We start from the raw sequence: 20,380 nt of genomic DNA, 5'->3' as shown, positions 1-20,380 counted from the left end.
CACTGGCGGGCCGCTCCACAGGTGACAATTCGTGTCAGCAGAATGGCTCGGCCGTTACGACGCGGCGATCAGCGGCCAACAGCCCAGATCGTTGTATATTGTGCGGCCGCGCAGGCTGTGAATGAGACGGAACTCCCGGGCTACAAAACTGATTGGATCGATTGGGCTGCCTGGCGACGAATTTCTCGTCATAGGCAAAGGTCATATGCGGAGCAAAATGATCCGCCGATTTGAGACCATTCGCCTTCATCGCAACTCCGATGAATCGACTGAGTTCGCACACCGGCCCATTGTCGGCCAGAAGCACGAATGGACGCGAAGCCGGCCTGCCTCTTGCCGCTGGCCGGCCGGGGAAACTTACTGCATGCCCAAACCTGATTTCGAACGACGGCATCTCGACCAACCGACCGGACCGTCTTGCCGCGAATTCGATTTTCGACCGTAGTCTTTTGTAGTCGCCGACATGTTGAAGGCTGACGTGAAACCGCTCCTTCAGCAGCAGCGATCCAGTTATCCCATTGAGATCGCAGAGGCGTCTCTGCAACGACCAAAACGCGGCATAATCCTTGGCTTCCAAAAACAACGCGAAGAACACGCGATCTGGCAGCTTGGGCTGCCAGGGAGGGATGGGCATGCCAAAATCAAACTCTTGCTGCCGATACATCCGAACTCGTTCGGCCGAGGAACGCTCCTGTTAAACTTTCTTAAGAAGAACAAAACAGGAACATAGACAAGAGTCAAGAGCGGGCATGCCCACTCCGTGACGTCAATAGCACCCGCGTTCGATCGCCAGCCGCCGCACCAGCGCCAGCACCGTGTCGATGGTCGGCGTCGGCTGGCCGGTCAACCGCCCGAGCTCCTGCACCGCGGTGACCAATGCATCGATCTCCATCGGACGGCCGCGTTCGAGGTCCTGCAGCATCGAGGTCTTGTGCTCGCCGATGTCGCCGGCGCCCTTGATGCGGCGGTCGACCGGGATGAGGAAGCGCACACCGAGGCTCTCGCCGATCGCCTGCGCCTCCAGCATCATCGCGCGCGCAACGGCGCGGGTTCCTTCGTCGGCGACGATCGCCGCAAGCGTGCTGCCGGTGAGCGCCGAGATCGGGTTGAAGGAGAGGTTGCCCCAGAGCTTTACCCAGATCTCCGAGCGGATGTCCTCGCGGACGGGCGCCTGCAGCCCTGCCTTGACCATTTCGCGCGCCAGCGCGGTGGTTCGCTCGCTCTTCTCGCCCGACGGCTCTCCCAGCGAAAAGCGCGTGCCCTCGACATGACGGATCACGCCGGGCGCATCGACCTCGACGGCCGGATAGACGACGGAGCCGATGACGCGCTCCGGCCCGATACGCTCCCAGATCGCACCACCAGGATCGACCGCATCGAGGCGCGTGCCTTCGAGCGCGCCGCCCGCCTTATGGAAATACCACCAGGGCACGCCGTTCTGCATGGTGACGACGGCTGTCCCCGCAGCCAGCAGCGGCGCGATTTGCTCAAGCGCCGGCGCCAGCGAATGCGCCTTCAACGCCAGCACGACATAGTCCTGCACGCCGAGTTCCTCGGCGCGCGCCGCCGCCTTCACCGGCGCCACCGTTTCCTTGCCGCCCTCGATCAGGCGAAGGCCATCGGCCTTGATGGCTTCCAGATGCGCGCCGCGCGCCACGACCGACAGATCGACAGAGCCGGCGATCGCCAGCTTGGCGGCGAGATAGCCGCCAATGGCGCCGGCGCCGAAGACAGTGATGCGCATCAGCCGAGCCCGAGCTTGGCCGCCAGCCCGATGCGCTGCAGCTTGCCGGTGGCGCCCTTGGGGATCTCGTCGAGGATCAGCACCTTGCGCGGCACCTTGAAATCGGCGAGCCGGGTCGCGGCAAAACCACGGATGTCGGCCTCGCTGGCGCTCTGGCCTTCGCGCAGCACGACGGCGGCCGCGACCTCTTCGCCCAGCTTGTCATGCGGCATGGCGAAGGTGACGACCTGCGCCACCGCCGGATGATCCATCAACACGCCGTCGACCTCGAGCGGCGATATCTTTTCGCCGCCGCGATTGATGATCTCCTTCAGCCGGCCGGTGACGCGCAGATAGCTGTCCTCGTCGAGCACGCCCTGGTCGCCGGTGTGGAACCAGCCATGCGCGAAGGCGCTGGCATTGGCGTCCGGGTTCTTCTCATAGCCGACCGTGACGTTCGGGCCGCGGATGACGATCTCACCGATCTCGCCGGCGTTGAGCAACCGCCCGTCAGGCGCCATGACGGCTACCTCCGGTCCGGCCGATGCGCCGACGCTGCCCGGCTTGCGCTGGCCAGGCGGCAAGCGGTTGGACGCCATCTGATGCGCGGCCTCGGTCATGCCGTAGGATTCGATCACCGGGCAGCCGAACGTCGCCTCCAATTCAGCCATCACCTGCGCCGGCAGCGACGCCGAGGAGGAGCGGATGAAGCGCAGCTTCGCTTCGGCGAGTTGCTCGGGATTGCGCGCGGCACGCGGCAGGATCGCCTGATGCATGGTTGGCACCGCCGTGTACCAACTCGGCGTGGCCTCGGAGAGCCACTGGAAGAAACGCAGCGCGTTGAAGCCCGGCGTGCAAAACACGCTGCCGCCGGCCGCAAGCGAGGACAGCACTGCCGCGATCAAGCCGTGGATGTGGAACAACGGCATGATGTTGAGGCAGCGGTCCGACGTCGTCAGGCCGAGCGTCGCGCCGATATGCGCCGCCGACGCAGCGAGATTGGCGTGGCTGAGCGGCACCAGTTTTGGACGCGAGGTTGTGCCGGAGGTGTGCAGAAGGAGCGCAATGTCGCCATCCCCGGCCAGTCCGGATGCGACCGGCGGTCCGACCGGGTCGCCCTCGATCGTGAAGACACCTGCCGAGGCGCCGCTAGGCACCACCAGCCGCAGCACCGGAATACCGAGGCGCCTGGCGACTTCGACCGAAGGGCCCTGTTCGCCCTTGCCGACGAGGATCGCCTTGACGCCGATATCGCTCAGATAGAAATCGAGTTCGTCGGCGCGATAGGCCGGATTGAGCGGCGCGGTGGAGGCAGCCGCGGCCACGGCGATGAACGCCGTCGCCATTTCCGGGCCGTTCGGCAGCACGATGGCGACGCGGTCGCCACGGCCGATGCCGAGTGCGTTGAGCCGCGCCGCGGTATCGCGGATCAGGCGGCGCAGCCCGCCATGCGAAAGGGCTGCCCGCTCGGGCGCGGCGATGGCCGGCGCATCCTCGGCTCCGGGTGCGAGGCGAAGGGCAAGATCGGTGGCGTTTTCGCTGTTTGTCATGGTTCCAGACTATGTTTCGAACGATCGGCCGATGTCCAGCGCTGCTCAATATCCGAGCGCCAGGCCGTCCTTGCGCGGATCGGAGGCGCCGGTCAGCGTGCCCTTTTCCCAGTCGATCAGCACCGCCTGCCCGCCGCCCAGCGGATGATCCGGTTCCACCACCTTGTGGCCTCGCCGGCGCAGGCACTCGATCGTCTCGGCGCGCACGCTTCGCTCGGCCTCGACGACATCGTGGTTGTAGAAGACGCGCGCTGCATCCAGCGCCTGCTGCGGGTCCATGCCGAAGTCGATCATGTTGGTCAAAAGATGCACATGGCCGAAAGGCTGGTAGCCGCCGCCCATGACGCCGAAAGGCATCACGGCGCGGCCGTTCCTGGTCATCATGCCCGGCATGATGGTGTGCATCGGCCGCTTGCCTGGCGCTATTGCGTTCGGATGCTTCGGGTCGAGACGGAAGCTGGAACCACGGTTTTGCAGGATCACGCCGGTCTTCGGGCCGACGACACCGCTGCCGAAGGAATAATAGGTCGAGTTGATGAAGCTCACCGCGTTACGGTCGCGGTCGACGACGCTGATATAGACCGTGTCGCTGCCCGGCAGGTCGAGGCGCGGCAGATCGGTCATGGCGCGCTCGGGGTCGACCGCCGCGCGCAGCCGGTCGGCATAGGTGCTGGAAAGCAGCGCGTTGACCGGCACGTCGACATGATCCTGATCGGCGAAAAATGCGTCGCGATCTTGGTAAGCCAGGCGGCCGGCCTCGATCTCGAGGTGCAGACGCTCGGCGCCGTCGGGATCGAGCTTGCCGAGATCAAAGCCGGAGAGCACGTTGAGCATCAGAAGCGCGGTCAGCCCCTGGTTGTTAGGCGGCATCTGGTGGATGTCGTGGCCACGATAGGAGGTGCTGATCGCGGTCCTGTAATCGCCCTTGGTCGCGGCGAAGTCGTCGAGCGTGTGCAAGCCGCCGAGCTGACGAAGCCGTCCGACAATATCCTCGGCCACCGCGCCTTCGTAGAAACCGGCGCGGCCCTTTTTGGCGATGGTGCGCAGCGTCTCCGCCAGTTCCGGCTGGCGGTGCACGTCCCCAGCCCTTGGCGGCTTGCCGCCGGGCAGGAAGATGCGCGCCGCCACCTCATCGGCCGACAGATCGGTTTCCGGATCCGCCCAGTCGAAAGCGACGCGGTCGTGCACGACATAGCCGTTCTCGGCATAATGAATGGCCGGGGCGAGAGCGTCGGTTATGCCCTTGCGGCCATGGTCGTCCAGAAGACGGCACCAGGCGTCGACCGCACCGGGAATGGTCACTGCATGCGGGCCCTGCTTCGGCAATTCGCTGAAGTCATGCTCGCGATACCAGTCGACCGTCGCGGCCCCGGGCGCGCGGCCGGAGCCGTTGAAGGCAAGCACGTTCCCTTCACCCTTCGGGCAATAGAGGACAAAGCAGTCTCCGCCGATGCCTGTCGACTGCGGCTCGACCACCGCTTGCACGGCGGCCGCGCAAACGGCGCCGTCCATGGCGTTGCCGCCGAAGCGAAGCATGTCGATGGCGGCAAGCGTGGCGAGCGGATGCGAGGTCGCGGCCATCGCCTCGGTGGCACGGACCGGCGAGCGGCCTGGAAACTGGAAGTCACGCATGCGGTTGTCGGTATCCCTGTGTTCAACGTCCGCGGCCGAAAAGCTGGGCGGGGGACAACAAGACGATCGATAGCACGATCAGGCAAGTCGAAATGGCGGCGATCGTCGGATCGATCTGGTCGCGCAGCGCATTGAACATGCGGCGCGTCAGCGTCGTGGTCTCGCCGCCGGAGATGAACAGCGACACCACCACCTCGTCGAAGGAGGTGATGAAGGCAAATAGCGCACCCGAGACGATCGAGAAGCGTATCTGCGGCATCGTCACCTGGAAGAAGGCGGAGAAGCGGCCGGCGCCGAGGCTGCGCGCGACCTTCTCCTGGTTCATGTCATAAGACCTCAGCCCCGACAGGACAGTGAGCACGACCAGCGGCAGGGCCTGCACGGTATGCGCGATGACGAGGCCGGTCAGCGTGTTGTTGAGGTCGATGCGGGCGTAGAGGAAAAAGGTGCCGATGCCGATCAGGATGACCGGGATGATCAGCGAGGCGGTGAGCAGCGCGTTGATGGCGCCGGTCAGCCACAGCGTGCGGGCGTTGATGGCGTAGGCGGCGGCGGTGCCGAGCAGCGTTGCCGCGACCGCCGTCATCACCGCCACCTTGACCGACACGATGGTGGCGTCGCGCCATTCCACCGAGCCGAAATAGCTTTCATACCAGCGCAGCGACCATTCCTGCGGCGGGAACTGCAGGAGTGTCGAGCCGGAGAAGGACATGATGACGATGATCACCGACGGGGCGATCAGGAACAGCATGACGAGCCCGCCGAGCGCGTAGAGCCAGAGGCGTTGCCGATGCGAGATGGGCAGGGCATTTTCCATGCTCATCGCTGGCTCCAGACCCCGGTGGCGCGGGCGCCGAGCAGCCATTGGAAGAAACCGAGCAGCGCCAGCGTGACGGCAAGCAGCACGACGCCGAGCGCCGCCCCCGCACCCCAGTTGGAGTAGAGGCTGGTGGTCTGCTCCATGCGCATGGCCCACATGATGACCTTGCCGCCGCCCATCAGCGCCGGGGTGACGAAGAAGCCGAGGCAAAGCACGAAGACGATGACGACGCCCGAAGCCAGGCCAGGCAGCGACAGCGGAAAGAAGATCTGCCGGAAGGTGGCGGCCGGGCTGGCGCCGAGATTCATGCCGGCGCGCAGGCAGTCGACGTCGATCGTCTTCATCGAGGCGTAGAGCGGCAGCACCAGGAAAGGCAGCATGATGTGGGTCATGCCGATGACGACACCGGCAAAATTGTTGGCGAGCGGCAGCGGCTGGGAAATCACACCGAGATCGATCAGCCAGCTGTTGACCAGGCCCTTGCGCTGCAGGATGACCAGCCAGGCATAGGTGCGCACCAGCACCGAGGTCCAGAACGGCAGGATGACGAAGATCAGGCAGATCGAGGCCGCGCGGCGTGGCAGTTGCGACAGCATATAGGCGAGCGGATAGCCGAACAGGACGCAAGCGCCGGTGACGACGAAGGCCACCTTGAAGGTGGTGACGAAGGTCTTGATATAGGACGCCCGCTCGAAGAAGCGCGCATAATTGGCCGCGCTGAGCTGACCGGTTTCGTCGAACAGCGAGAGCCAGAACAGCCAGCCGATCGGTACGATGATGACGGCGAAGACGAGAAGCAGCCCGGGCGACAAAAGTGCCAGCAGGCCACGCGATTCCCGCCGCGCGTCGGCGCGCAAAGCATCGGCGTTGAGCCCACGATCGGGCCCGCAGGCAGGATCAAGGCTGGCGGATCCGATGCTCATTGATCGGCCACCAGAACGACATCTTGCGCATCGATGCCGAGCGTTATCGGCTCGCCCGGCGCCGGCAATTTCGCCAGCACATCAGGGCGGCAATAGTCGCGCAAAGTCACCTGCCGCCCATCCTTGAGCGTCGCGTAGCAGACGAAGCTGTCGCCCTGGTAGATGATGTCGCCGACAATTGCCGGCAGCGCGTTGACGTCGCCCGTCTGCTCCGCGCCGTCGATCAGGCGAAGCTTTTCCGGCCGCACCACCATCAAGTGCCGGCCGGCGGACGGTGCCGGGTCCTTCATGCGCAGGTTGCTTCCCTCATGCCAGACGCCGCCATTGCGGCACTCAACAGGAATGAAGTTGGACTCGCCGATGAAACCGGCAACGAACTTCGTCTTCGGCCTGGCGTAGAGCGCCTCGGGCTGATCGATCTGCTCGATGCGCCCGGCATTCATGACGGCAACGCGGTCCGACATGGTGATCGCCTCGCGCTGGTCGTGCGTGACGTAGACCGTCGTCATGCCGAGCCTTCGATGCAGGTTGCGCAGCTCGATCTGCATATGCTCGCGCAGGTTTTTGTCGAGCGCCGACAGCGGCTCGTCCATCAGCACGATGCGCGGCTCGAAGACGATGGCGCGGGCCAAGGCCACTCGCTGGCGCTGGCCGCCGGAGAGCTGGTCGACGCGGCGCTCGCCGAGGCCTTTGAGCTGCACCAGGTCCAGCGCCCTCTCGACACGTTCGGCGGTTTCGGCGGCTGACACGCGTCGCTGCTTCAGCGGAAAGGCGATGTTGTGGAAGACGTTCATATGCGGGAACAGCGCGTAGTTCTGGAACACCATGCCGATGTTGCGCTTGTGCGGCGGCATGGTGATGATCTCCTCACCACCGACCTTGATGGAGCCGGCATTGGCCCGCACGAAGCCGGCGAGGATCATCAGCAGCGTCGTCTTTCCCGAGCCGGACGGTCCGAGCAGCGTCAGGAATTCGCCCGCGGCGACGTCGAGGCCGAGATCGTGCAGGACCGACACGCCGCCGAAACGCTTCTCGATACCGCTGATGCCGATGGGAAGCGCGGACTGCGCGAGAGACAAGAGCATCTCCTTCAACTCCGGATCATTTTTCGCGAGACGATGCGGAGCAGTGCCTCATCGGCACCGCTCCGATGCGATCGTTACTGCTGGATCAGGTTGTTGAACTTCTCGGTCGCCTCGACGAGCGTGTCGCGCCAGAATGCCGGATCCTGCAGAACCTGCTTCTTGACGTTCTCGGGCGCGGAGTTGATGTCCTTGATACGGTCCTGCGGGATCTTGCCGGTCTCGAAGGCCTTTTCGTTGGCCGGGCCGTTGTCGACATAGAGCGGCAGGTTGGCCTGGAGGTCGGGGCTGACGAACCTGGCCAGCGCCTTCATGGCGACGTCCTTGTTCTTCGAACCCTTCGGAATGACCATGCAGTCGGCGGTGAGCACGCCCTGATCGAAGGAGAAGCTCACGGGAGCGCCTTCCTTCCTCAGCGTGCCGGCGCGGCCGTTCCAGATGCTCGCCATGTCGACCTCGCCGTCCTTGACGAGTTGCATGGCTTGCGCGCCCGAGGTCCACCAGGCGTCGATATGACCACGGACCTTGTCGACAGATTGCAGCGCGCCGTCGATGTCGACCGGATAGACCTTGTCGATCGGAATGCCCTTGGCGAGCGCCGCGACGCTCAGCGTTTCCGTCGCCTGGCTGCCGGAGAGCGCGCGGCGTCCCGGGAATTTTTCGACGTCCCAGAAATCGGCCCAGGTCTTCGGGCCTTTGTCGCCGAAGACATCGGTACGGTAGATCAGCACGACGGAGGTATAGGAGATGCCGACCCAGTCGTCATGCACGAGCTTCGGATTGATGCCGCTCTTGTCGATGACGTTGTAGTCGAGCTTCTCGAACAGACCCTCCTTGGAGCCCCGCGCGCATTCGTCGGCGCCGAGCTCGGTGATGTCCCATTTAACGGCGTTGCCGCTGACCTGCAGGCGCACGTCGTCGAGGCCGTTGGTGGTGTCCTGCTTGATGGTGATGCCAAGATCCTTGGCCGTCGGGTCGAAGAAGGCCTTGGTCTGCGCCTCCTGATAGGTGCCGCCCCATGAGGCGACGGTGATGGTGTCGGCGGCCGACGCCGGAACGGCGACCGAGGCCAGCAGCCCGGCAGCGGCCAGGCCTTGAATACAAAGTCTCTTCGTCATTTTCGCTTCTCCAACCGGTGTTCCCGTTATCATTGATTTGGTATGCGAATTTGTATACAATTTTGAGTGTAATTTTTCGGAAGCCGATGTCAACATGGGACTTGCGTTTTTCGGCGGCGATGAAGAAAGCGCGGCGCGGAGGGTTTGTTCCTGTCGAAGCGGCCCTGTTTCAAGCAGGCGCTGAAAGGCACTAGACTGGCGAATCCATGACTGACCGTTGGAGGCGGGACGCTTGAGCAAGGAAAGAAAGAATACGCTGCGCGACTCTGTCTTCGAGTCGCTGAAGGCGTTGATCATCACTGGGCAGATCCCGCCCGGCGGCCGCGTGACGGAAAACGAGATCGCCGAGCGCCTGAAGGTCAGCCGCACGCCGGTGCGCGAGGCCTTCAACCGGCTCGAGCGCGACGGCCTGGTGATCGGCCGTCCGCGCCAAGGCTATGTAGTCGCCGAATTCAACCTGACCATGTTCCGCGAGGCCTTCGACATCCGCGAACTGCTCGATGGGCGCGCGACCGAGCTGGCGGCGGCCAACGCGACCGCCGCCGACAAGGCGAAGCTGCGCGAAATGCTCGCCGAATGCGAGCGGCTGGCGGCGATCCCCGACCGCAGCACGCGAGAAAAATTCGAGGAGCTTCAGGTCGGCATCGACCTGCACCGGGTGATCGCCGAAATCAGCGGCAACGAGATGCTCCACGGCATGCTCTGCGGCATCCTCGACAAATGCCAGCAATATGTCTGGACCGAGCTGCTGTGGCTGGACGAATGGAAGCTCACCCGCGAGGAGCATACCGGCATCGTCGATGCGATTTGCGCCGGCGATGTGGCTTTGGCCGGCGAGCGCGCCCGCGCGCATGTGCGCGGCTCGCGCGAGAACATCCTGCGCCTGCTGCAGGCCAAATCCGACTATCAGGGATTTTTCGCCAAGGCATCGTAGAGCCAGGCTCTCTATCGCGTCAGCTCGCGAGCACAGGGCAGTTGGCGCCGCGCCGCAGGCTGACATGCGCCACGTCGCCGACGCTGAATTGGAAGCCGTCCGCACGGCGCGGGGCATCGATGACGATCGAAGTCCCCCGCCCGAGCTCAGCGTGAAGGCGTAGCGTTCGGCCATGGAAGACGATGCCGCTGACCCGCGCCGGCGCGGTGCCGTCGGCCGCCTCGGTGACAACGAGCAGATCCTCCGGCCGCACGCCGATGGTGCGTATTTCTCCCGCGGCCGGTGTTTCGCTTGTTTCGGAGACAGCCTCCAACGGCAGCTCGCCAGCGGCGAAGCGCAGGCGCTCGCCGTCGCGACCGAGGAAGCGCGACTGCAACAGGTTCATCGTGCCGATGAAGCTGGCAACGAATTTGGTGGCGGGCCGATCATAGAGCATGGCCGGCGGCGCGATCTGCTCGATACGGCCCTTGTTCATGACGACGATGCGGTCGGAGATCGACAGCGCCTCGGTCTGGTCGTGGGTGACCATGACGAAGGTGGTGCCGAGACTTGATTGCAGCCGCTTCAGCTCGACCTGCATCTGCTCGCGCAGATGCGCGTCGAGCGCCGAAAGCGGCTCGTCGAGAAGAAGCACGCGCGGCTCGCAGACGATGGCGCGGGCGAGCGCGACGCGCTGGCGCTGGCCGCCGGAGAGTTCCAGGATGCGGGCGCCGATCTTGTCGGCGAGCCCGACCATCTCAAGCGCCTCGCCGACGCGCTTGGCCTGATCGGTGCCGGACAGCTTTCGCAACGACAGGCCGAAGCCGACATTCTCGGCGACGTCCATATGCGGGAACAGCGCATAATCCTGGAAGACGGTGTTGACCGGCCGGTCGAAGGGCCTCAGGCCCGTGATGTCGCGGCCCTCGAGCAGGACGTTGCCGCCGGTCGGGCTCTCGAAGCCGGCGATGACGCGCAGGCTCGTCGTCTTGCCGCAACCGGAAGGCCCGAGCAAAGTGAGGAATTCGCCGGGAGCGATGTCGAGGTCAACGGCATCGAGGCCGACCACGCCGCCCGGGAAAACCTTCGAGACTTGCTGTAACCGAACGAGCGCGTCAGGCGCCATCGCGCACCTCGGACGGTTTTGTCGTGTTGACCCAGAGGATCTGGCAGCGCTCGGCGCCTGGGTTGCGGAAGGCATGCAGCAGCGTGCTCTTGAAGGCAAAACTGTCACCGGCCTTCAGCACATAGGTGGTGGCGTCCACCACCAGCTCGACTTCCCCGGTTATCACCAAGCCGAATTCGTGGCCGGCATGGGCGTAGGCTTCCGCCGTGCCGCCGCCGGCCTCGACCGTCACCAGCATGCCGGTGAGCGTCGCCCCAGGCGGCGACAGCAGCGCCTTGGCGATGCCCTCGGATTTGACCGGGATCGAGCGCCGCTTGTCGGCACGCACGCAATAGAGGTCGTTGACCGCTTCATTGCCGTCGGCAATCAGCGCGGAGGGTTCGATGTCCAGCGCGGCCGCCAGCGGCCAGATCACCTTGACGCGCAGCGAGGACATGCCGCGCTCGATCTGGCTGAGCGCGCCGATGGAGATGCCGGCCTTGGCCGCAAGCTCGGCCAATGAGAGCTTGCGCTCGAGCCGCAGCGCCCGCACGCGGCGGCCGACACGGACGTCGGCCTCGTCCTTCGGTTTTGCCGCCGCTTCGTCAAGTATGTCCATGCATTGGTCCTCGTTGTCTTTCCACCGACGCGGCGCAGCGCGGCCAGGCTCCCCCTTCTCCCCCTGTGGGAGAAGGTGTTGCCGAAGGCGACGGATGAGGGGTGTTCCAGGGAATGCTAACGTCTCATTCCTTCCAACACCCCTCATCCGTCTCGGCGCTGCGCGCCGATCCACCTTCTCCCACAAGGGGAGAAGGTAAGAGCGCTCAGCCTCCCGCCTTCACCTTCTCGAACATCTTGGCCATATCGTCGTTCTGCTTCATCGGCCCGGTGAAGATGGTGCTCTTCAGCATCACGTCCGGATCCGCCGGCAATTGCAGCTTGTCCAGTTCTTCCTTCGACACGCCCGCGAAGGCGGTGCCAAGCGAGCTGCCATAGCCGTAGGACTGGATCAGGAACTTGCCCGAGTCGGCGTCGAGCCGGCTGTTGATGAAGTCATAGGCGAGATCGACGTTCTTGGCGTCCTTGAGCATGACGAAACCGCAGGCCCAGGTCAGCATGCCTTCCTTCGGCTTCATGAACTCGACCGGCACGCCCTGCTTCTTGAGCGAGGTCGCGGACGCGTTCCAGGTCATGGCGGCGACCAGCTGGCCGCTTGCCAGCGCCTGCTCGACAGAGGTCATGTCGGTGGTGTAGCTCGACAGCAGCGGCCGCTGCTCGCGCAGTTTTTCGGCCACCTTGTCCATCTGGTCAGGCGTCATGTCGAAGGGGTTCACACCTGCCAGCAACGCCGCGACGATCGGCGTGTCGTGCACGGCGTCGATGGTCGCCATGCGGCCGGCATATTGCTTGTCCCACAGAAGGTTCCAGCTCGCCTCTGGGTTCTTCACCAGATCGGTGCGGTAGAGGATCGAGGTGTTGCCCCAGTCCCACGGCACCATCCACACCTTGCCGTCGCCGGCCTGCAGGTCGGGCAGGTTCTTGAACACCGGGAAGATCGAATCCCAGTTCTTGATGCGCTTGGTGTCGATCGGCTGCAGCAGGCCTTCCTTGTTCCAGCGCGCCAGCTTGTCGTAGCAGGGATGCGCGATATCGGGACGGAAGCCGGCCTTGACCTTGGTGAAGGCGTCGTCGTCGTCGCCGAAGATCGTCGCCTCGACGCCATCGGGATGGGCGGTAAGGAAACTCTTGTTGAAGTCGGGCAGTTCGTAGCCCGACCAGGTGAAGTATTGCAGCTTGTCGGCGGCCAGAGCGACTGTCGACGACAGCGCCAGAGCGAGCGCGGCAAGGCCGGCCCGGACCTTGTGTCCGGTGATCGATTTCAGGCGGAATGTCATTTTCGTTCTCCTCTTTCCTTGTTGTGGTTTCAGGCTGGATTGCGGCGTGCGGCGCCGAGGCCGCGATGGCGCAGGATTTCGGCGGAAGCGGCGATGACGAAGGACACGGTCAGGATCACGGTTCCCAGCGCCATCACCGTCGGCAGCGAGCGCGGGAAGCGAAGCTGGCTCCAGATGTAGAGCGGCAGCGTCGGCTCGGTGCCGGCGAGGAAGAAGACGACGATGAACTCGTCGAAGGAAATCAGGAAAGAGAGCATGAAGGCCGACAGCACGGCCGGAAGGCTGAGCGGCAGCATGACGCGCCGGAACGTCGTCCAGTCGGAAGCGCCGAGATCGAGCGCCGCCTCGCGAATGGTTTTTGGGATGGCCGCGAAGCGGCTGCGCATCACCACGACCGTCGTCGGCAGCGCGACGAGGATATGGCCGAGCACGATGGAAACGCGCGACGGGCCGAGGCCGATGAGGTTGACCAGGATCAACAGCGAAATGCCGACGATGACGCCGGGGATCAGGATCGGCAGCCGGGCGATGGCGCTGATCGTGGCCGCCAGCGGCGAGCGGCCGTAAAGGTCCATATAGGAGACGGTGATGCCGCAGAGCGTCGCGCCGGAGGCGGCGACGGCGCCGATGACGAGGCTGTTGGCCAAAGCGCCGGAGAGCGCCGGATTGCCATAAAGCGTCCGGTACCATTCAAGCGTGAAACCCTGCAGCGGAAACGCCGCCTGGATGGAGTTGTTGAAGGAAAACAGCGGGATCAGCAGCACCGGCAGATAGAGGAAGACGAGATAGCCAAGCACATAGAAGCCGAGCCAGCGGCCGCCTGCGTTGGCATCAGTGCGCGTCGTGCTCATGTGCGGCTGCCAAATCTGCGGTCGGCGCCGCGCGCGACCAGGACGACGCACAGGATGACCAGCATGACGCAGACCGAGAGCGCGGCGCCGAACGGCCAGTCATTGGCCTTGCCGAACTGCGACTGGATCAGCGTGCCGATCATGGTGGATGCCGGACCGCCGACCATGGCCGGCGTGACATAGTCGCCGACCGTCGGCACGAACACGACCAGCGCCGCCGCCAGCACGCCCGGCATGGAATTGGGCAGCACGACGCGGCGGAAGCTGGTGAAGGGCCGCGCCCCGAGATCGGAAGCGGCTTCGAGCAGCGATTTCGGGATCGTGTCCAGCGCCACATAGATCGGCAGGATGGCGAAAGGCGCGTAGGCGTGGGCCAGCGTGACGACCACCGCGGCCGGCGTGTTGAGGAAGGCAAGCGTCGGCTGCGACCAGAGGCCGGTCTCGATGAAGGCCGAGTTGAGCACGCCGTTGTAGGCAAGCACGATCTTCCAGGCGAAGACGCGCAGCAGATAGCTGGTCCAGAACGGCAGCGTGACCAGGAAGAGCAGCAGGTTGCGCCGGTGGCCGGCATGGAAGGCGAGATAGTAGGCGACGGGATAGGCGGTGACGACGGTGGCGAGCGTCACCAGGCCGGCAATGACCAGCGAGCGCAGCGTCACCGTCCAATAGAGCGGGTCGGTTGCGACCGTGACGAAATTCTCCGCCGTCAGCCCGACGCCAAGCAGCGAGCTGTCATTGCCCCGGAAGGCGAGGAACACCACAAGGCCAAGCGCGAACAGGATCAGGAAGAAAGTGACCAGCCCGCCCGGCAGCAGCATGGCGAAGCGGAACGCCGGCGAGGTGCGGTTTTCCGGCAATGGCCGTGTTGCAGCGATGGTCGACATATTTATGGCCTGTTTGGCGGCTGTCCACCGATTTTTGAAATCGGCTAATGCTTTTTCATATTCATGAAACTGTCAAGCTGAATCGCTTGTGCGCTGCACGCGCTCGGCGTCAACGCTCGAATGCGTCGAGCATCCGGTACCAGGCGATGGTCGCGGCGACGCCGACCTGGCGGAAAGCGTGGAACGGGATCGGCTTGATCGGCGACAGCGGGAACGGCAATTGCCTGGCATCGCCGCTCGCGAGGTAGCTCGCCATGCGCTTGCCCAGCGCGCTCATCAGTCCGACGCCCCTGCCCTGGCAGCCGACGGCGGCGAGCAGCCCCTGTTCCGGCTCATGCAGATGCGGCAAGTGGTCCGGCGTCAGCGCCACGCGGCCGAACCAGCGCTTTTCGATGGCGACGCCGGCAAGTGCCGGATAGAGGCGAATGAGCGCGCGTTCGCAATGTGCCCAATCCGCGGCGCTTGACGGCAGCGCCATGCGGCCTCGGCCGCCCAGCACCATCCGGCCGTCGGGACTCCGGCGGTAGTAGACCAGGATGCGGCGCGAATCGGAAACGGCTTGGCCGCCGGGCAGGATGCTCGCGGCAAGGTCAGCCGGCAGCGGTGCGGTGGCGATCTGGAAGGAATGCAGCGGCACGATGGTCTGCGCGAGACCGGGCAGCAGGCCGTCCGTGTAGGCATTGGTGGCGAGCACGACCGACTTGGCGCGCAATTCGGCGCCGCCTTGGGTCGAAACCCGCCAGACGCCAGTCTCCCTGCGAAGCTTCACCACTCTTTGCTGCTCGGCGATGCCGGCGCCGGCGGCCGAGGCGACGCGGGCGAGCTCGAGCGTGTAGGACAGCGGATCGATGACCCCGGCGCGGCGGTCGAGCCAGCCTCCGAGATAGCCCCTGGCGCCGGTCATCGCGGCGATGCCGGCCCGGTCGAGCAGTTCGACATCGGCGCCGCGCGAGCGCCATTGTCGGTCCCGGTTCGCTGCCGCGGTCAAAGCGGTCTCGGTGTGCGCGGCCTGGATCCAGCCGTTGCGCGTGAACGGCACCGCGAGCTTCTCGACGCGGATGACATCGAACACGGCGTCCGCCGTCGAGGCGGCGAACTCGACCAGCGCCTCGCCGCGCTCCTTGCCGAAATGTTCGGTCAGCCATTCCGGATCGTATTTCAGGCCGGGGATGACCTGGCCGCCGTTGAGGCCCGAAGCGCCCTGCCCGATCGCGCCGGTGTCAAGCACCTGAACGGAAAGACCGGCGCGCGCCGCATGCAGGGCGGTCGACAGCCCCATGATACCGCCGCCGACGATCACCGCGTCGAGCATGCCGCTGGCTGAGAGTTCGGACTGGAAGGCCGCTGCGGCGTTGGGCTTCCGCCAGACAGGATCGGAAAAGGCTGCGGGCAAGGATCACCTACGGCGTTCGACGCTTCGTGAAAATTCTATTGCCGATTTCATGAACTTGAAAGAGCGTTTCACTTGGGCCAGACGGCGACGGCGTGAAAGACGGCACCTGCCCTGGCCCCACGACAGATGTCATCAACGGGATAGACGTTTGAGCAAAATGCGGGGAAAGTGCCGCGCGCGAAAAACGAGAGGAAACGACATCATGACCGATCCGACCCGCCTGCCCGCCGACGGAATTTTCGTCGGCCGCGCCAGGACCAGCGAGGCTTCCCATCCGCTGGTGGTCACGGTGCGCGATGGCCAGGTGATCGACATCACCTCGGGCGCGGCGCCCACCGTGCGCGACCTTTGCGAGTTGACGGATGCGGCCGACTATCTGCGTTCCGCCAAGGGCAAGGCGATCGGCGCGCTCGCCGACATCGCGGCGAACAGCTTCGAGGCCAAGCGCGACGCCAAGAAGCCGATCCTGCTCTCGCCCGTCGACCTGCAGGCGGTGAAGGCATCCGGCGTCACCTTCGTGGTCAGCCTGCTGGAGCGCGTCATCGAGGAGCAGGCGCGCGGCTCGGCGGAAAAGGCAGACGCCATCCGCGCCGACATCGCCGGGCTGATTGGCCGTGATTTGTCGAAGCTCAAGCCCGGCTCGCCCGAAGCGATGGAGATCAAGGCCAAGCTGATTTCGCGCGGCGCCTGGTCGCAATATCTGGAAGTGGGCATCGGCCCGGACGCCGAGATCTTCACCAAATGCCAGCCGATGGCCTCGGTCGGCTTCGGCGCCGATGTCGGCCTGCATCCCGTCTCCACCTGGAACAATCCGGAGCCGGAGATCGCCATGATCGCCGACAGCTCGGGCCGCATCGTCGGCGCGACGCTCGGCAACGACGTCAATCTGCGCGATGTCGAGGGACGTTCGGCGCTGCTGCTCGGCAAAGCCAAGGACAACAACGCCTCGGCCGCGCTCGGACCGTTCATCCGGCTGTTCGACGCGACTTTTTCCATCGCCGACGTAAAGCGCGCCACGGTGCGGCTCAGCGTCGAGGGCGAGGATGGCTTCTCGCTGGAGGGCGCGAGCTCGATGGCGGAAATCAGCCGCTCGCCGGAAGAGCTGGTCAAGGCGGCGATGGGGCCGCACCACCAGTATCCGGACGGGCTGGCGCTCTATCTCGGCACCATGTTCGTGCCTTCGAAGGATCGCGGCGAGAAGGGCAAGGGCTTTACCCATAAGGTCGGCGACATCGTCACCATCTCGTCGGAAAAGCTCGGCGCGCTCACCAACCGCGTGCGGCTGTCGCCGGATTGTCCGCACTGGACCTACGGCGCCAGCCGCCTCATGCGCGACCTAGCCAAGGCGGATTTGATCTAGCGGGAAAAACGCAGCGATACAGAACGAGCGCGCTGGCGTTCCCCTCTGTCCCGCACGTCTCGCAACCGCCTCACCGAGGAGGAAACAACTCGCTCGCGAATATATAACCCAACTGATGCAATCTGATGGGATTGCTGATGGCGTGAGCGCCTGTGCCAACGTCCATTGGCGATGGAGGCTTGCCACCGCCCGAAAAAGAGAATGCTCTAGACGTTCCGGTCAGCGCTGGCAGGAGATGCGGTCCACGGCCGCGTCGCGCTTGATCCAGGAGGAGAGTTTCAACATGGGAGGAAATCGAATGCTTTCGCGGCTAAGACTACTCGTGCTTGGCTTGATCGCGGCCATTGCCATTCCGGCGATGGCCGAGGCCAAGACATTCTACTGGATTTCGCATGGCGGCCCGGCCGATCCGGTCTGGACCTACTTCCTGGCCGGCGCCAAGCAATGGGCGACCGACACAGGCAGCAAGGTCAACACCTCGTTCCACAATGGCGATGTCGCGTCGCAGCAGGAGGCCGTTCGCGCCGCCATCTCGGCCAAGGCCGACGGCATCGTCACCACCAGCCCCGATCCGGGCAGCCTGGTCGAGATCGTCAAGGAAGCCCGCGCAGCCAACATCCCGATCATCAACTTCAACACGCCAGATCCGAAGGCCGACTTCAACGCCTATGTCGGCGGCGACAACGTCACCTTCGGCAAGCATTGGGCGCAGTACCTGGTCGACAAGGGCCTGGTGAAGAAGGGCGACTTCGTCTGGATGCCGGTCGAGATCCCTGGCGCCACCTATGGCGTGCAGGAAGAGGAAGGCATCAAGAGCGTGTTCGAGCCGGCCGGCATCACCTATGAGGTGACCGAGGCGACGCTCGACCAGGCCGAAGCGATCAACCGCATGGTCGACTACCTCACCGCGCACAAGGGCAAGGTGAAGGCGATCATCGGCCTCGGCGATCTCGTCACCGGCTCGATCAAGCGGGTGTTCGACCAGGCTGGCGTCAAGCCGGGCGAAATCCCGGTCGTCGGCTGGGGCAACTCGCTCGACACCACGCAGGAAGTGCTGAACGGCTACGTCAATGCCGGCCAGTGGCAGGATCCGCAGGCGACCAGCTATATCGCGCTGTCGATGGCCAACATGGCCGCCAGCGGCATCCCTCCGGGCTTCAACGTCATCACCGGCGCGCTCTATGAAAAGGATACCGCCGGCGTCTACGACAAGATCCTGTCCGGCAAGTAATCCCTGAACTCAAACGGTCGCGGCCTCACCGGTCGCGACCGCCTTTTTCTTGTCCCGCCGCGCCTGCCTCCACAGGCAGGCCGGCCCTCATGTCGCGGATTCAATGGAAAACCGTTCCCTCATCCAACGCCTGATCGCGCGAGCGGAATTCGGTCCGCTGGTGCTGCTCATTGTCGAGCTGGCCGTCTTCTGGGGCATCAATCCCGATTTCCTGTCGCCGCAGAACATCTCCAACATCCTGGCCTTCACCGTCGAGCTCGGCCTGATAGCGCTGGCGATGACGCTGCTGATGACATCGGGCGAATTCGACCTCTCGGTCGGCTCGCTGTTCGGCTTCTCGCCCGTGCTGATGTGGACGCTCTACAACAGCGGCGTCACCTCGCTGGAATTGGGCCTGCTGGTCGCGCTGGTGGTTGCTGCCTTCATCGGGCTGGTCAATGGCTGGTTCGTCACTCAGCTCAAGATCCCGTCCTTCCTGGTCACGCTCGGCATGCTGCTGGTCGTGCGCGGCACGGCTTTGTTCATCACCGACGGCTTTCCGCAGCGGACCTGGAGCGCCGAAGGCAGCTGGCTGGCGAACATGCTGGTCGGCGATTTCTATGTCGGGCCATTCCGTGTCTATGCCTCGCTGTTCTGGTTCATCGGTGCTGCGATCGCGCTGGGCTACGTGCTGACGCAGAGCCGCACCGGCAACTGGATCCAGGCTGCGGGGGGCAATCCGAATGCGGCGCGTGCGCGCGGCGTCAACGTCAGCCGCGTCAAAGTCGGCCTGTTCATCCTGTCGGCGGTGATGGCGTCGCTGGCCGGCGTGATCTCGTCGCTGCGCACGTCCGCGGCCAACCCCAACAGCGGCACCGGCTACGAGCTCGAGGTCATCGCCATGGTGGTGATCGGCGGCACGGCGCTGACCGGCGGGCGCGGCACCATCATCGGCACGGTGCTCGGCATCCTGATCCTGCGCGTCATGCGCAACGGCATCGTGCTGATCGGCGTGCCGGGCCTTGCCTACAACATCTTCATCGGCGCGATCATCCTCGGCATGATGGCGCTGCATTCATGGCTCGAGCGCCGGCACCAGGCAGGGACGTGAAACTATGGCCGAACCGCTGATCCGCATGGAAAATATCCGCAAGTCCTACGGGCGCGTGCAGGCGCTGGTGGACGCCAACTTCCATGTCAACGAAAAGGAGATCGTCGGCCTGCTCGGCGACAACGGCGCCGGCAAGTCGACGTTGATCAAGGTGCTGTCGGGCGCGGTGCCGCTGACCAGCGGCGACATCTTCATCCGCGGCAAGAAGGTTTCGCTGCGCAACACCAGCGACGCCATCGCGCATGGCATCGAGACCATCTACCAGGACTCGGCGCTGGTCACGCAGCTTTCGATCGCGCGCAACCTGTTCCTCGGGCGCGAGCCGATCAAATCGCCGCGCTTCCTCAACCGCATGGACCAGGACGCGATGAACTCGGTGGCGCGCGACCTCCTGCGGCAGGTCGGCATCACCAAGAACATCCCGCCTACGACGCCGATCGGCTCGCTGTCGGGCGGCGAACGGCAAGCGGTGGCGATCGCGCGCGCCATGCATTTCGACAGCGATCTGATCATCCTCGACGAGCCGACCAACAATCTCGGCGTCGCCGAAACGCAAGGCGTGCTGAGCTTCGTGCGCAGCGCCCGCGATTCCGGCCATTCCTGCATCTTCATCGCACACAACATCCATCACGTCTTCCAGGTGGTCGACCGCATCGTGGTGATGCGCCGCGGCAAGGTGGTGGCCGACGACATCGATCCGAAAAAGACCACCGTCGCCGAGGTCGAGCGCGTCATCACCGGCATGTCGGACAAGGAAATCCGTGACGCGATCGCCGACGGCCGGCAGCAGCACGGCTGATTTGGCCTGAC

19 protein-coding genes are annotated in these 20,380 nt (G+C 64.7%); 5 read left to right on the top strand and 14 right to left on the bottom strand.

The genetic code is table 11. From position 1 onward, the window contains the following. Nucleotides 1–34 precede the first annotated feature (34 nt). The 8 genes from YU3_RS38995 to YU3_RS0101440 all read right to left on the bottom strand — a co-directional run bounded on the left by YU3_RS38995 (nt 35) and on the right by YU3_RS0101440 (nt 8,848). A complete protein-coding gene (locus YU3_RS38995) occupies nt 35–664 on the bottom strand; it encodes a 2'-5' RNA ligase (protein ID WP_245273392.1) in 630 nt (209 codons plus the stop codon). Nucleotides 665–766: 102 nt separating this feature from the next. After that, the gene (locus YU3_RS0101470) at nt 767–1,744 is read right to left on the bottom strand and encodes a 2-dehydropantoate 2-reductase (protein WP_027164564.1); all 978 of its coding nucleotides are present in this window, start codon (nt 1,742–1,744) and stop codon (nt 767–769) included. Then, the gene (locus YU3_RS0101465) at nt 1,744–3,273 is read right to left on the bottom strand and encodes an acyl--CoA ligase (RefSeq protein ID WP_027164563.1); all 1,530 of its coding nucleotides are present in this window, start codon (nt 3,271–3,273) and stop codon (nt 1,744–1,746) included. Before YU3_RS0101465 ends, YU3_RS0101470 begins: the two co-directional genes overlap by 1 nt. A 45-nt stretch (nt 3,274–3,318) precedes the next feature. Then, entirely contained in the window at nt 3,319–4,905 is a 1,587-nt protein-coding gene (gene ggt / locus YU3_RS0101460) for a gamma-glutamyltransferase (protein ID WP_027164562.1), read from the bottom strand. Nucleotides 4,906–4,927: 22 nt separating this feature from the next. Next, the gene (locus YU3_RS0101455; RefSeq protein ID WP_027164561.1) at nt 4,928–5,728 is read right to left on the bottom strand and encodes an ABC transporter permease; all 801 of its coding nucleotides are present in this window, start codon (nt 5,726–5,728) and stop codon (nt 4,928–4,930) included. Beyond that, nucleotides 5,725–6,648 carry an ABC transporter permease gene (locus YU3_RS0101450; protein WP_027164560.1) on the bottom strand — a complete coding sequence of 308 codons (924 nt, stop codon included), beginning with the start codon at nt 6,646–6,648 and terminating at the stop codon, nt 5,725–5,727. Before YU3_RS0101450 ends, YU3_RS0101455 begins: the two co-directional genes overlap by 4 nt. Then, a complete protein-coding gene (locus tag YU3_RS0101445; RefSeq protein ID WP_027164559.1) occupies nt 6,645–7,727 on the bottom strand; it encodes an ABC transporter ATP-binding protein in 1,083 nt (360 codons plus the stop codon). The genes YU3_RS0101450 and YU3_RS0101445 overlap by 4 nt, the downstream gene beginning before the upstream one ends. An 80-nt stretch (nt 7,728–7,807) precedes the next feature. Then, on the bottom strand, nt 7,808–8,848 hold the full coding sequence (locus YU3_RS0101440; RefSeq protein ID WP_027164558.1) for an ABC transporter substrate-binding protein: 1,041 nt from the start codon (nt 8,846–8,848) through the stop codon (nt 7,808–7,810). A gap of 232 nt (nt 8,849–9,080) precedes the next feature. Here YU3_RS0101440 and YU3_RS0101435 point away from each other — a divergent pair, with 232 nt between their 5' ends. Further along, nucleotides 9,081–9,782: a GntR family transcriptional regulator gene (locus YU3_RS0101435; protein WP_027164557.1), complete on the top strand. Its 702-nt coding sequence runs from the start codon at nt 9,081–9,083 to the stop codon at nt 9,780–9,782. Between the two features lie 19 nt (nt 9,783–9,801). On the opposite strand, the gene YU3_RS0101430 is transcribed toward YU3_RS0101435, so the two are convergent. The 6 genes from YU3_RS0101430 to YU3_RS0101405 form a co-directional block, all read right to left on the bottom strand. Further along, entirely contained in the window at nt 9,802–10,887 is a 1,086-nt protein-coding gene (locus YU3_RS0101430; protein ID WP_027164556.1) for an ABC transporter ATP-binding protein, read from the bottom strand. Continuing rightward, nucleotides 10,877–11,485 (bottom strand): cupin domain-containing protein, encoded by a 609-nt coding sequence (locus tag YU3_RS0101425; RefSeq protein WP_027164555.1) that lies wholly within the window; start codon nt 11,483–11,485, stop codon nt 10,877–10,879. The genes YU3_RS0101430 and YU3_RS0101425 overlap by 11 nt, the downstream gene beginning before the upstream one ends. A 205-nt stretch (nt 11,486–11,690) precedes the next feature. Continuing rightward, on the bottom strand, nt 11,691–12,761 hold the full coding sequence (locus YU3_RS0101420; protein WP_027164554.1) for an ABC transporter substrate-binding protein: 1,071 nt from the start codon (nt 12,759–12,761) through the stop codon (nt 11,691–11,693). Between the two features lie 29 nt (nt 12,762–12,790). Beyond that, on the bottom strand, nt 12,791–13,612 hold the full coding sequence (locus YU3_RS0101415; RefSeq protein ID WP_027164553.1) for an ABC transporter permease: 822 nt from the start codon (nt 13,610–13,612) through the stop codon (nt 12,791–12,793). Further along, the gene (locus tag YU3_RS0101410; protein WP_027164552.1) at nt 13,609–14,496 is read right to left on the bottom strand and encodes an ABC transporter permease; all 888 of its coding nucleotides are present in this window, start codon (nt 14,494–14,496) and stop codon (nt 13,609–13,611) included. The genes YU3_RS0101415 and YU3_RS0101410 overlap by 4 nt, the downstream gene beginning before the upstream one ends. Before the next feature lie 109 nt (nt 14,497–14,605). Then, complete coding sequence (locus YU3_RS0101405; protein WP_027164551.1) at nt 14,606–15,889, bottom strand: FAD-dependent oxidoreductase; 1,284 nt, start codon at nt 15,887–15,889, stop codon at nt 14,606–14,608. A 202-nt stretch (nt 15,890–16,091) separates the two neighbouring features. Between YU3_RS0101405 and YU3_RS0101400 the strand changes: the two genes are divergently transcribed. From YU3_RS0101400 to YU3_RS0101385, 4 genes are all read left to right on the top strand, one after another. Beyond that, on the top strand, nt 16,092–17,249 hold the full coding sequence (locus YU3_RS0101400; protein ID WP_027164550.1) for a fumarylacetoacetate hydrolase family protein: 1,158 nt from the start codon (nt 16,092–16,094) through the stop codon (nt 17,247–17,249). Between the two features lie 298 nt (nt 17,250–17,547). Further along, nucleotides 17,548–18,480, top strand: coding sequence for a substrate-binding domain-containing protein (locus tag YU3_RS0101395; RefSeq protein WP_027164549.1), 933 nt, complete (start codon nt 17,548–17,550; stop codon nt 18,478–18,480). Nucleotides 18,481–18,583: 103 nt separating this feature from the next. Next, nucleotides 18,584–19,570, top strand: a complete 987-nt coding sequence (locus YU3_RS0101390) for an ABC transporter permease (protein WP_027164548.1) — start codon at nt 18,584–18,586, stop codon at nt 19,568–19,570. A 4-nt stretch (nt 19,571–19,574) separates the two neighbouring features. Next, a complete protein-coding gene (locus YU3_RS0101385; protein WP_027164547.1) occupies nt 19,575–20,369 on the top strand; it encodes an ATP-binding cassette domain-containing protein in 795 nt (264 codons plus the stop codon). Nucleotides 20,370–20,380: the final 11 nt, after the last annotated feature.

Source organism: Mesorhizobium sp. WSM3224, assembly GCF_000427725.1.
Classification (GTDB): Bacteria; Pseudomonadota; Alphaproteobacteria; order Rhizobiales; family Rhizobiaceae; genus Mesorhizobium.
The sequence above is the reverse complement of the archived record's forward strand: the minus strand, read 5'-3'. Positions and strand labels throughout refer to the sequence as shown.

Bases quoted from the DNA above. Each gene is read 5' to 3' on its own strand.
- YU3_RS0101430 (WP_027164556.1), bottom strand. From the start codon at position 10,887: ATGGCGCCTGACGCGCTCGTTCGGTTACAGCAAGTCTCGAAGGTTTTC.
- YU3_RS0101390 (WP_027164548.1), top strand. From the start codon at position 18,584: ATGGAAAACCGTTCCCTCATCCAACGCCTGATCGCGCGAGCGGAATTC.
- YU3_RS0101440 (WP_027164558.1), bottom strand. From the start codon at position 8,848: ATGACGAAGAGACTTTGTATTCAAGGCCTGGCCGCTGCCGGGCTGCTG.
- YU3_RS0101385 (WP_027164547.1), top strand. From the start codon at position 19,575: ATGGCCGAACCGCTGATCCGCATGGAAAATATCCGCAAGTCCTACGGG.
- YU3_RS0101410 (WP_027164552.1), bottom strand. From the start codon at position 14,496: ATGTCGACCATCGCTGCAACACGGCCATTGCCGGAAAACCGCACCTCG.
- YU3_RS0101470 (WP_027164564.1), bottom strand. From the start codon at position 1,744: ATGCGCATCACTGTCTTCGGCGCCGGCGCCATTGGCGGCTATCTCGCC.
- YU3_RS0101415 (WP_027164553.1), bottom strand. From the start codon at position 13,612: ATGAGCACGACGCGCACTGATGCCAACGCAGGCGGCCGCTGGCTCGGC.
- YU3_RS0101455 (WP_027164561.1), bottom strand. From the start codon at position 5,728: ATGAGCATGGAAAATGCCCTGCCCATCTCGCATCGGCAACGCCTCTGG.
- YU3_RS38995 (WP_245273392.1), bottom strand. From the start codon at position 664: ATGTATCGGCAGCAAGAGTTTGATTTTGGCATGCCCATCCCTCCCTGG.
- YU3_RS0101420 (WP_027164554.1), bottom strand. From the start codon at position 12,761: ATGACATTCCGCCTGAAATCGATCACCGGACACAAGGTCCGGGCCGGC.
- ggt (WP_027164562.1), bottom strand. From the start codon at position 4,905: ATGCGTGACTTCCAGTTTCCAGGCCGCTCGCCGGTCCGTGCCACCGAG.
- YU3_RS0101400 (WP_027164550.1), top strand. From the start codon at position 16,092: ATGACCGATCCGACCCGCCTGCCCGCCGACGGAATTTTCGTCGGCCGC.
- YU3_RS0101465 (WP_027164563.1), bottom strand. From the start codon at position 3,273: ATGACAAACAGCGAAAACGCCACCGATCTTGCCCTTCGCCTCGCACCC.
- YU3_RS0101395 (WP_027164549.1), top strand. From the start codon at position 17,548: ATGCTTTCGCGGCTAAGACTACTCGTGCTTGGCTTGATCGCGGCCATT.
- YU3_RS0101425 (WP_027164555.1), bottom strand. From the start codon at position 11,485: ATGGACATACTTGACGAAGCGGCGGCAAAACCGAAGGACGAGGCCGAC.
- YU3_RS0101450 (WP_027164560.1), bottom strand. From the start codon at position 6,648: ATGAGCATCGGATCCGCCAGCCTTGATCCTGCCTGCGGGCCCGATCGT.